The 11,569-nt window shown below is 67.5% G+C and carries 9 protein-coding genes; 3 read left to right on the top strand and 6 right to left on the bottom strand.

Going from position 1 to position 11,569, the window contains the following annotated elements; translation table 11 throughout:
• From AC1DWT_RS26935 to AC1DWT_RS26925, 3 genes are all read right to left on the bottom strand, one after another.
• Positions 1-1,315: APC family permease (locus AC1DWT_RS26935; protein WP_477922959.1), on the bottom strand; the 1,315-nt coding region annotated here is incomplete at its 3' end.
• A 277-nt stretch (positions 1,316-1,592) separates the two neighbouring features.
• The gene (locus tag AC1DWT_RS26930) at positions 1,593-1,991 is read right to left on the bottom strand and encodes a hypothetical protein (RefSeq protein ID WP_072943381.1); all 399 of its coding nucleotides are present in this window, start codon (positions 1,989-1,991) and stop codon (positions 1,593-1,595) included.
• Between the two features lie 188 nt (positions 1,992-2,179).
• Positions 2,180-2,662 (bottom strand): DUF1931 family protein, encoded by a 483-nt coding sequence (locus AC1DWT_RS26925; protein ID WP_072943382.1) that lies wholly within the window; start codon positions 2,660-2,662, stop codon positions 2,180-2,182.
• 172 nt (positions 2,663-2,834) lie between these two features.
• On the opposite strand from AC1DWT_RS26925, the gene AC1DWT_RS26920 reads away from it, so the two are divergent.
• From AC1DWT_RS26920 to AC1DWT_RS26910, 3 genes are all read left to right on the top strand, one after another.
• Positions 2,835-4,370, top strand: coding sequence for a hypothetical protein (locus AC1DWT_RS26920; RefSeq protein WP_477922957.1), 1,536 nt, complete (start codon positions 2,835-2,837; stop codon positions 4,368-4,370).
• Between the two features lie 176 nt (positions 4,371-4,546).
• Positions 4,547-5,779 (top strand): hypothetical protein, encoded by a 1,233-nt coding sequence (locus AC1DWT_RS26915; protein ID WP_072943383.1) that lies wholly within the window; start codon positions 4,547-4,549, stop codon positions 5,777-5,779.
• Positions 5,780-5,794: 15 nt separating this feature from the next.
• On the top strand, positions 5,795-8,626 hold the full coding sequence (locus AC1DWT_RS26910; RefSeq protein ID WP_206012383.1) for an FtsW/RodA/SpoVE family cell cycle protein: 2,832 nt from the start codon (positions 5,795-5,797) through the stop codon (positions 8,624-8,626).
• Here AC1DWT_RS26910 and mreB read toward each other — a convergent pair whose 3' ends face one another.
• From mreB to AC1DWT_RS26895, 3 genes are all read right to left on the bottom strand, one after another.
• On the bottom strand, positions 8,627-9,616 hold the full coding sequence (mreB, locus tag AC1DWT_RS26905; RefSeq protein WP_072943386.1) for a rod shape-determining protein: 990 nt from the start codon (positions 9,614-9,616) through the stop codon (positions 8,627-8,629).
• Between the two features lie 111 nt (positions 9,617-9,727).
• On the bottom strand, positions 9,728-11,074 hold the full coding sequence (locus tag AC1DWT_RS26900; RefSeq protein ID WP_206012382.1) for a permease prefix domain 1-containing protein: 1,347 nt from the start codon (positions 11,072-11,074) through the stop codon (positions 9,728-9,730).
• Positions 11,074-11,436: a PadR family transcriptional regulator gene (locus AC1DWT_RS26895; RefSeq protein ID WP_477922953.1), complete on the bottom strand. Its 363-nt coding sequence runs from the start codon at positions 11,434-11,436 to the stop codon at positions 11,074-11,076. The genes AC1DWT_RS26900 and AC1DWT_RS26895 overlap by 1 nt, the downstream gene beginning before the upstream one ends.
• Positions 11,437-11,569: the final 133 nt, after the last annotated feature.

Raw genomic sequence — 11,569 nt, 5'->3', positions numbered from 1 at the left:
CCACGAAGGCCGACCACACCAGTGCACCGATTGCGATCGGCAGTTCGAAGCGCCCGAGATCGAACGYGCCCGCCCTACGATCCAATCGTTTGCGGACCGCGAGATACAGGACGATTATCCCGCCGTAGAGGACCGCCGAGATGACCGTTCCCACCGTGAGCAACTCCAGCAGTGCGCCGCCAGGCAGCGCGGCCATCAGGACGACCCCCACGACGACGATCAAGATGGTCGCCGGAATGGGTGTCTGCGTGCGCGGATTGACCCGGCGCATCAGCCGGTGAGCGGGGAAACGCGCGTCGCGCGACATCGCGAACACCATCCGCGAGCAGGTCGCCAAGGTCACCATTCCCGCGCCGAAGAAGGCGAACGCGATCGCGACCAGCAGTGTCCTCTCCATCACCGGACCCAGCTGATCGCGCAGGATCGCCGCCACCGGCGTGTCACTGTCGCTGATCCGGGGAACATCTTTGATCGCGATCGTGAGCGCGATCAGAAACACCAGTCCCAGCACCGCCGCCGCCACGACCGATCCCACGATCGCGCGTGGGACGCTGCGAAACGGATCCTTGGCCTCCTCAGCCATGTTCGCCGCGGAGTCGAAGCCGACGAGGGTGGCAAGCCCCATGATCGTCGCAGCCATCAATCCGCCGCCGACGGCGAAATAGTTGGGGGCGCCCTCGGTGACACCGCGGGAGGTGAGATTGCCGACCGAGCCTTCGCCCGTGAGCGCCACGGCGACGAAGAGCCCGATCGCCAGCACCACGACGATCACCAGTTCGAGCCCTACCGCGCCCGACGTGATCAAGCCGACGAGGCGCGTGGAAAACACGACGAGCACCGCTTGGACAAGCACCACGGCGAGCGTGATCATGCGCGCCGTGCCCTCGTCGGGCTCCATGCCGAACAGCGGCATGAGGGCGGAGCTTGCCATCGCATTGTCGACCGTCACCACGCCGAGGGCCAGGTAACAGAAGGTCAGCCATCCGAACAACCAGCCGACCTTCGGGTTGGCGAGCCGTGACGCCCATTGGTATGAGGAGCCGCTGAGTGGGATGCGGGCCGCGAATTGGGCGATCACCAGCGCCACCAGGGTCTGCCCCAACGCCACGACGATCCAGAGCCAGATCCCCACCGGCCCGGCGTCGCGAAGTACGTCGTCGTAGGTGCCGAAGATCCCGACCGCCACCGAGATGAACGCGAACGAGACAGCGAACACCTGAAAGGAGCCCAGAGTTCGCTTCAGCTCCGGTTCGTAGCCGCAGTCCTGACATTCTTGATCGGCGGTCTGCGAGCCCAACACGTTTTCTGCCGTCATCTCGGCCGCCTCACGTTCGATCGGGAACTGCGGAGAGGGTGAATCGTTTCGAAAAGATCGCGACAACGCGACTCGTTCCACGATCGGAGCGAGACCGGTCTGTTTCATCGTCCTCCTCGCGGGGACGGATGTCAGTGATGGTTCGTCTTTCTAAATACTCCGGCTGCGCACGGCACGCGTCGTCGCACACACCTCGGCCGCCGGTGCCATTGGCTCCGGCGGCCGAGAATCTGCAGACCCATCAATCCAGAGTCGTCTACTCCAGGTCGTCGTCACATCACATCCAGGGCATGTCGGGATCGAGCGGGTGGGAGATCACGCCGTCGTCGGGCTCGAGGGGGTAATTGACCTGATGGATGGTCGCGGATGCGGGTCCGAAGAGGGACGTGCCACCGGGCTCGACCAGGGTGGTGCCCGGCTCGACGAGGGTGACCTGCGGGGGCACGTCCTCGTCGGGGGCGTCGCATGCGACCATGGGCCATGCATTGGCGCAACCGATACGGTCCCTGACCTCGACCTTGTACGGAGAGAGCCCGGAGTCCGGGGAGACGACCTGAGGCGACGTCGACTGCGCGGGTGCGGCGACGGCAGTGGCGCTCTGGCCCAGGAACATTCCGAGTCCGAGGGCGGCGCCTGTTGCGGCGGCTGCGGCGATGCGTGTCTTGGTCGAATTCATTGCGTTTCTCCTGAGTGTGGTGGGGGTGGGTTTCCGTGTCCCTTGTGGACTGACACCAGTCTTCGCCGTTACAGGGCCCCGCCAACTCCCCCCAGAGGGGTGGTCGGCCGTCCATCCGGGGGTGGATGTTTGCACCCCCAGGGGTGTTCCCACAGCTGTGAACGGACAGTGGCCCGCCGCCGGTGACGTCAGAGATAAAGGTCGACGAGGGTGCTGACCAGCGACCAGTGCGTGGTCCGGGCCCGCAGGGTCCTCAGCTCGGGGTAGACGATGCGGAAGGTGCGCGCGAGGGCGACGCCCAGTCCGCCGGTGATGTCGGGGAGCCCTGATCGGGTGTCGACCGCGAGGACGCCGTCGAGCGGCGGGTAGGCGGCCAGTCGCGCGAGGATCGGGTCGACCCGAAGGTGCGGGCCGAGTTCCCGGAACAACCCGATGTTCTCCTGCAGGCCTCTGGTGATCGGCAGGTCGGTGAGTTCGATGACGTGCCGGTGCTGGGCCGCTGCATCCGACTGGGCGACCAGCAGCAGGTCGTACAGTTTCCCGGTGACGACGTCGTCGAATCGGTGAAAGTCGTCCCTCACGACGCCGATACTGGCGGCCACCCGGAAGATGTCCTCGAACTGGTCGAACGTCATGAGCGACCCGTGGCTTCCGACCTCCGCACCGTCCATCAGGTGATCATCCTCCCCGATACGCCCCGGCTATGTCATGTTCATTCTTCCGCCCGATGTCATGCCGAGGTCACGGATGTCGCGCTCTGGAATCGCGTTGTCCGGCACGAAGTCCTGCGTGGCCGGCCGACCGGGTTGTGCACGACCACCGACTGCGAGTACAGCGAAGGGTATGGCCCGGTGGGTGCGGCGCGGGGCGCGGTGGTGGCCGTTGGCGGCCGCCGCGGTGCTGGTCGTCGTGTTGGCGCTGTGCGGGGTGGTCCCCGTGTGGCCGGGACTGTTGCACCTCGTCGCGCTGCCGCCGCTGGATCAGTTCGCGGACCTGYGACTTCTGCTGGTACGCACCGACTCGTGGTCGCAGTGCATCGTGCTGCTGGGCGTCGTGTCGGCCGTGCGGATCATGCTGATGGCCTGGCTGCTCGGTGGACTCGACACGAGGCGTATCCGCTTCGCCGTGGCGTTCTACGCGACTGCGTTCGGTCCCGTCCTGCTGGCGTCGTGCGCCGATGCGACCGCCTACGCGATGCTGTACTCGCGGGCGTTCTGGCCGGCGGTAGCGCTCGTCGCGGTGCTGGTGTCGATACTCGGGCCGGTGCCGTGGCAGGGCGGCGCCGGCCTGCGCGCGGCCATGGGGCGGGCGTGGCGCCGGGGCCTGCGAATCGAGGTGATGGTGCCGTATTGCGCGGCGATCCTCGCACTGGGCGCCCTGGCCGACCGCGTGCCTGCCCTCACCGTGCTGCTCGTGCCGGTATCGGCAGCGGCAACGGGACTGACGGTGTGGGCGATGGGCCGTGCGCCGCTGAGGCGGCCCGTCGCGGCGCTCGCCGCGGTGCTCGTCGCGTCGACGATCGTGTCGGTGATCTTCGTTCGGACCCGCGTCTACGACGATCCGGAACCCGGACCACGACAGGCTGGTTCGCTGCTCGTCATGTCCGGCATCGACTCGCGTTCGGGGGAGGGGACGATCCACCGGGCCGACGTGCAGCGGCTGGGGTATGAATGCGAACAGGTGTACTACTTTTCCTACGCCGGAACCGGGGGTGGGCAGCCCCGACGCGACGCCACCTGCCCGATCCGAACGGGCGCCCCCTACGAACCGGCCGACACCCATCGACCCGTCGAGGAACAGGTCGCCGTGTTCACCGAGCAGGCGGCGAACCTGCAGCGGCCGTTGACCGTTGCCGCGCATTCGCACGCCGGCTGGATCGCGTGGGAAGCGGTCGCCACAGGTCGGGCACAGGTGGACGTGCTGATCCTGGTGGGTGTGTTCCCGGAGACCCCGCTCGGATTTCCGCCGCCGGAAGTCGACCGACCGGGCAGGGTGTTCGGCGACCTGTTGCGGTGGGCGGTGCCCGCGATCGACTTCGTCTTCTTTCAGTTCGACCCGGACACACCCGCCGCGCGCCAACTGCTCGGTACCGCGGGTACCGCACAGGCCGTTTTCGGTGAGGTACTGCCCGAGGACGTGCGCGTGCTGAGTATCGCGTCGGCCGCCGATCTTCCGCTGATGCCGCACGGCTGGCGCCTGGACGTCGAACGCAACGGTTGCCCGGTTCGCGCCGCGCACTCGTCTCTACCGACCTCCGCTGCCTTCAACGATGAGGTGATCCGGTTCCTGAACCACCGGGATCCTGTGCCCTGCCCGGTATGGCGGGACTGGGGTGCGGTCGTGATGCAGGCCTTCGGTGTGCCCCCGAGTGCACGCTGACGAGAATGTGCGGAAGCGGACGGGACGATTTCGCGGACGCCGGAGCATCGGCCGGAGTTAAATGGAATGACGCAGGCGTAAAGGATTTCGGCACAGGGTAAGCCCAACTCAAGGTCCGTCGCCGTCCGCTCCGGTCTCGTTCCCACGGCGCGGGAGGCCGAGCGTCGGGGTGCGCGATGATCGAAGCAGTGACAGGGCTCCTCACGAGGAGAAACGAACCCGCCGATGCTCGATCCGAACCGCCCGAACAACCCGATCACGCCGCCCCTGTCAGTGGTGTGGCACTCGGAAGGCTCCTCGCGGCGGCGATACTGTCACCGGCACAGGCGTCGCTGCTCGTTGCCGATGCGCTCGATCAGCTCGAACCGGCGCGCAGCGAGGGGCAGGACCGCATCCGTCTCCGGAACGTGACGGTGTCCGACAGCGGGCATCTCACGATCGAGTACGCGCGCGGTGCGGTGTCCGGCCACGACGTGACCGAGGAGGTTACCGGGCTGTTCCGAAGCATCGCGACGAACTGTCGCGGTTCGGCACTGCCCGGCCGGTTGCACGAATCGCTGCTCGAAACAACAGATCTCGACGTGCTGCTGCAGCGAGTTCGTCTGGCTGTCGAACCCGACGTCGATGCCGCCGAGGAGAGTCGGAAACGCTGCCAGCTCGCCCGGCTGGTCGCGGCGACCAGGGGGCGGCCGCGCCCGGACGACCGGACAGTGGAGGAGCGGACGGCCGGTGAGAAGCCGCCGCCGGTGGACACCGGTTCCACCCTTGCATCGCCGGGCTGGTTCCCGCCGGCCCGGAATCCGTGGCATCGCAGGAAGAGACGGCCCTCGCGGAGGCAGGGAGCCCTCGGGCTCGTCGCGATCCTGATACTTTTCGCCGCAGTGTGGATGGCTCCGCGGGCGTGGTCGGACCTGCGGCGAGGTTGGGACGCCGTCCTGAATCCGGTGAATCCCGAGGAGCAGAATCAGATTCGACCCGTGTCGCCGCCACCGGAACCCCCGGCCGAACAGCCCACGCCGGCTACGACCGATGCCGGACGAGTGCCGCCACCCGTCGACGTCGGTGCTCCCGGCAGCGCCGGGCCGATCACGCTCGTCACGGCCACGCGCGCCAACGGGGAGTGCGGGCCCGGGCAGGCGTGCGAGATCCGGATCGACGTCCACCTCGATCCGGCGGCGACTGTCGATGCCGTGACCTGGAGGGTGAACGTGTACGACCGCTGTTCGGGCGAGGTGCGGGCGGGCGGCGACGTGTCGGAGCGCGTTCAGCCCGGGTCGCAGCAGGTGTACGGCATCGTCCGGACCGATCTGCCGCCCGGGGCCGCGCTCGCCGTCGCGGCGATCACGAGCGCCCCGGCAACAGCCGCGTCCGAGCCGCTGCTGATGCCCGCCGAAAACGCACGCTGCTGAGTGCCGGGGGCAGCCATGCAGGACGGCAAGCGTGAATCCGACCCGTGGATAGTCGGGGCGGCGATCGTCCTCGTCGTGCTCGGACTCCTGAATCTCACGGCGACCGGGATGACGGGGCACGCCGTTCGCCATCTCCTCTTCGCGGTGGCCGGACTCGCGATCATGTGGGTGGTGTCCCGCCTGCGGATCAGTGACCTCCGCGCCTTCGGCTGGGCGGTGTTCGCGGTGGCGACCCTGTTGCTTGCGGCCGTTCCCCTGGCGGGGGTTGCGACGAAGGGCGCGCAGCGCTGGCTGAACTTCGGCGTGTTCACCGTTCAGCCTTCCGAGTTGGCCAAGCTTGCCCTGATTCTGGTGCCCGCGGGCATGCTCGCGGGTGGGTTCACCCTCGCACGATTCGTCGCGACCCTGGCGATTGCAGCGGTGCCGGTAGCACTCGTCGCGGTCCAGCCCGACCTGTCGACGGCCGTCGTGCTCGTTGCGACGGCCGGGTTCATGCTCATCCTCGCGCGGGTCCCGCTGCTGCCGCTGGTCCCGTTGTTCGTGATGGGGATCGCGTCGCTGCCGCTCGCGGTGCTGTTCCTCCGGCCGTATCAGCTCGAACGGGTCCACGTGTTCCTGTCGAGCAACGCCGACCCGGCAGGCGCGGGGTGGGCTGAGTTGCAGGCGAACATCGCGATCGGCAGTGGCGGCCTGTGGGGTCTGGCGCGTGACCCGCTGTACGACGTGCGGGCACAGTTTCTCCCCGAATCGGAGCACGATCTGGCGTTCGCCAGCCTGGTGTACGGGTGGGGTCTGATCGCCGGCCTGGCCGTCGTGGTGGCGACGTCGGTGATCGTGTGGCGGGCCGCACTCGCCGCGCGCACGGCACGGACCCGGGAGGCTGCACTCGTCGCTGCCGGAATCGGTGGGTTGTTCGGAATCCACGCGCTGGTGTCGATCGGTCAGAGTCTGTCGCTGCTGCCCCACACCGGAATGCCGATTCCGCTCTTCAGCTACGGCGGGACGGCCGCGATCGTCGGATTCGCCGCCATCGGACTGGTACTCGCGGTGCGCCGAGACGGCGTCGCGCGACCGCTGTGGGCCCCCGACCCCCGGCGCCGGCGCCGCCCACGCGGAATGTCGGCGGGCACGATGACGATGATCGCCGCACTCGTCGCCATGTCGGTGTTCGCTTGGCAGGTGCAGCACGACCGGGGTGCGGAATATCGGGCGATGAGTGATGCACAGATGATGCGGTGCATCCGCCTGCCTGCCGAACGCGGACTGATCGTCGACCGCAACGGTGTCCCTCTCGTAGTGAACGTCGCCGAGTACGCCGTCGCGGTGGTCGCTCGGATGTTCGAGGACAGCGACGACGACGCCCGCAACCGGCTCGCCGCGTTGCTCGCGAAGTCACCCGACGAGTTGTCGGACCTGATCGACGCCGGCGGTGAGGGCGAAACCCAGGTGGCCGTGGGCACAGTCGCGCCCGACCAGGCTCGGCGCATCGTGGATGCGCACCTTCCCGGTGTCCTCGTCGTGCCGTCCGGTCGCAGGCAGTACCCGTACGGTGCCGTACTCGCGTCCATCCTCGGACACGTCGGGGTCGCCGACGCCGACGACATGGAACGCTGGCCTCACCTCGCACTCGGATCACGGGTCGGCAAAGCGGGACTCGAGAAGCAGTACGACGCTCTGCTCCGCGGCAGCGACGGCACACAGTGCATGTATGTCGATCCGTCCGGCAATCCGGTGGCCACCGGCGAGCGCGTCGACCCGGTGCGGGGCCACGATCTGCGCCTGCACCTCGACATCGGTGTGCAGACCCTGGCCACCGATGCGCTCGTGGAGGCGATGCGCACCAGTAAGGGCGACCTCGGCGCCGCCGTCGTGATGGATGCGCGGACCGGGGCCGTGCTGGCTCTCGCCAGCGTCCCGGGCGCCGACAACAATGTCTACGGACCCCCGGCCGACCTCGTCGCGCTCGCGGCGCAGAGCCAGACCCCGGGCCCGAGTGCGTTGGTCAACAACGCCACCCAGACCGCGGTCCCGCCCGGCTCGACATTCAAGATTGTCGTCGCGTCGACGGATATGCAGTATCCGGTGCTGTCGCCCGACGAGGTGATCGAGACCGGCGCTGCCTACACCTACGGTGGGCACACTTTCCGGAACTGGCAGCCGATGGGCCCGAACAATATGCTGCAGGCGATCCAATGGTCCGACAACGTGTACTTCTACAAGCTCGGTGAGCTCCTGGGCCCGGAGAAGATGGCGGACGTCGCGAGCCAACTCGGCGCGGGACGGCGGTCCGGGATCGACCTGCCCGGCGAGGCGGAGGGATTTCTCGGCACCCCGGAGAACGTCGGAAGCATCGGAGCCACGTGGTATCCCGGGTCGACGCTGTTGATGGGTATCGGGCAGGGCACGGTCAGCGCGACCCCTATCCAGGTCGCGCGATGGACGTCCGGGATCGCCACCGGCGCGATGGTGACCCCTCAGCTCGCCGCGGCGTACGGGCCGGAACTGATCCCCATCCCCACAGCGGCCCCACAGCGGCTCGCGTTCGCCGACCGTCTCGATCCTGTCCGGGCGGGAATGCGGGCGTCTGCGGCGGCCGGGACCGCCGGGCAACTCGCGGACCTCCCGGTACCGGCCGGCGCCAAGACGGGAACCGCGGAGGATCCGTCGGCGCCGGGGGAGGGACTGAACGCCTGGTTCTCCGCGGTGGCGCCATTCGATGCCCCCGAGATCGTGGTGACGGCGCTGGTCCGTGGTGGTGGTTTCGGGTCGGCGACTTCAGGCCCCGTGGTCAAGAAGATTCTCGAGCACTACTTCCCGCGACCACCTGCTCCGGCACCGACCCGGTGATCAGCTGCTGTAGGCGGCAACGACCTCGGGGTGCACGAGACAGGCGGTGGCGCCTTCGGCGACGCAGGTGAGGGGGCGTTCGGCCGTCTTCACCGGGAATCCGAACGCCTCCTCGAGCAGTTGCGACAGGCCACGCAGCATCGCCCCGCCGCCGATGACGAGCAGCCCTTCCGACATCACGTCGCCGATCGCCTGCGGCGGAAGGTCTTCGAGGCATTCGGTCAGGGTATGGACGATTCCGGCTGTGGTCGCCCGCAACGCATCCACGATCTCCTCGGTTTCGAGAGTGACGAACCGTGCCCGGCCGGTGGCGGCGTCGCGGCCCTCGACGACGAGCGACTGCCCTTCGTCGGTGTCCGGTGCGCCCAGCTTCGCGCGCTCGGCGGTGAGCTCGCCGACGACGATGTTGTGCTCCTCCCGCAGGTAGTGGTACAGCGCGTTGGTCAGTTCGTCGCCCGCAAGTCGGCAACTGCGGTGGGAGAGAATGCCACCGAAACAGATGGCGGTGATTTCCGAAGTGCCGCCACCGATGTCGACGACGAGGTGGGCGCGCGGTTCGAGCGGGTTGATTCCGCAGCCGAGGGCACCAGCGACCGGCTCGGGCACCAACCCCACTTTTCGCAGGCCGGCCTCGTGCCCGACCTCGAGCAGTGCCCTGCGCTCGAGCGGAGTGGCGCCGGCGGGCACCGAGATGACGGCCTTGGGCCGCACCCCGTATCGCCTGCCCGGCGACACCCGTTTGACGATCGCCGTCACGAAGGTCCGCGCCGACTCCAGGTCGACGATCACCCCGTCACGCAACGGCCGCACCGGAGTTATTCCGATAGGCGTACGGCCGACGAGACTTCGCGCCTCGGTGCCGATGGCGAGAGCACGGTTCGGTTCCTTCGTCCGAACCAACATGAAAGAAGGCTCGTTCAGTACGATGCCGTCGTCGGGAGTTCCGACGACAGTGTTGGCAGTTCCGAGATCGATACCAAGTCCACCCACGTCGGCCTCCAGAGGGATTCCAGCGAGATGTGCTTGATGTTACGCAGCGGCAGCGTCATTCGGAAGGTATCGCGCGCATTGGAAGAATCCCGGTAAGCGGTCACGACGTCGTCACGCGAAGTCGAACAGTGGTGGAAGCACGCCGCCCATCAACGCCGCCCACACACCGAACACTGGGAGGTAACGGGTCTGCCAGCGTTCGGTGGAGCCGAATTCGCGGCGGCCCCGCAGGAACCCGAGGATGAGAACGGCCGACCAGGTCAGGTTGACGAGGAGAACCAGGTTCATTCCGAGTGCGGCCACCTTGTTCGGTGTGAAGCCGAATTCCGCGATTCGAGTGAGCATGGCGAACAGCATCAGCAGGTCGACCGCGAGGGCGCTCGCAACGAGGACGAGTTGGAGGCGGTCGAACAGGTCGGGCGGCAGGTAGGGGTCGCGGGCGGAAATCGCGTACAGCAGCAGGCCCAGGACGACGACCAGGATGAGGTCCATCAGGATCAGCAGGTTCCGGTCGACGTCGACCACGCTGCCGGTCGTCGCGAATGCGACGAGCAGCACCAGCAGCATGAGAGTCGTCAGTGGTGTGAACACACGCGTGAGGACGGGGGCGATGTTCTCCACGACGTTCTGTTTCGCCTCCACGAGCCATGCGGCGACGATGACCGCACCGGCCGCTCCGAACGGCAGCACCCAGTCCTCGACGACCCACTCGACGCTCAGGCCGAGGGCGTCGAAAGCATTGACGGTCAGGCCGATGAGCACGCCGCCACCAAGGGCGAGGAGGGTCAGGTAGACCACCCATTCGCCGGTGAATCGAATGAAATCCATCCGCCGCCGGTCCGACCGCCACTGGCCGCCGACGTACGCGACGCCGACCGCGAACCACAACGCGATCGGTGTGTGGATCGCCGCGATCACCTCGGTGGAGCCGTTCGAGACGAACGGGAAGACGTTCAACAGCACCGCCGCCAGGGCGAACGGCACCACCAGTGCCGCGGCCAGTCGGTGCGTCACCTTCCGTTTCCACGCGAAGTATCCGGTGAGGAAGGGAAGAACGAACAGGCTGACGTTGCGGGCGAGGTCCTGCTCGTCGAGTGTCGCCAAGCCTGCCTTGAGGACGAGTGCTGCGCCGACCGCGAACCCGAGAACGACGAACAGTTCACGGGTGGGGCGGGTGCGACCGCCGTCGGGCGCGGCGGGCAGCAGGACGAGTTGCTTCCACAGCCGATCGGAGTGCTCCCGCGCGAACTCGCGGGAGATGTCGTCCACGTTGCCCATCCGTTTGACCGCGACCAGGAACGCCTCGTCGGTCTTCAGGCCGGCGGCGGACAGATCCGAAATCTGATCGCGTAGATGGTCTTCCATCTCATCCGTGTCGGCGGACGATATCGCGTGACGGCGCTCGACGTACCCCCGCCACTGACCGATCTGAGATTCGAGTTCCTTGTCGGTATCCATCACGACCATCCTTCCGCGGGTGCCGGGGGCAGTTGGACGGAGCGCCACACCTGGCTCAGCGCGTCCGCGACCACGTCCCACTGAGCGCGCCGTTCCGCCAKCATTTCCCGGCCCGTATCGGTGATCGTGTAGTGCTTGCGCCGGCGCCCGCTGTCGGAGGCGCCCCACGACGCCGACACCAATCCCAGCCGTTCGAGCCGATGCAGCAGGGGGTACAACATGCCGTCGGTCCACTGGATCCGTCCGCCGGACAGGTCGTTGACTCGCTTCAGGATGGCGTACCCGTAGGACTCGCCCTCGGCGAGAATTCCGAGTACCAGGGGAGTGGCCGACGCGGCAACCAGGTCCTTCTCGATATGCATAGAACACCTATCCCTAGATCTGCTAGTCATCAACGTAGCAGACCGCCCGTCGCTCATTGCCCGCTCGGGGCGGATCGGCGTGAATGCGTCGATCGACAACCTGGGGTTGACGATTCGAGAGCGTCAACTTAGA

It is taken from the genome of Rhodococcus sp. P4_B6 (genome assembly GCF_056402215.1).
Note: the sequence above shows the minus strand (reverse complement) of the source record. Positions and strands in the feature narration are given on the sequence as shown.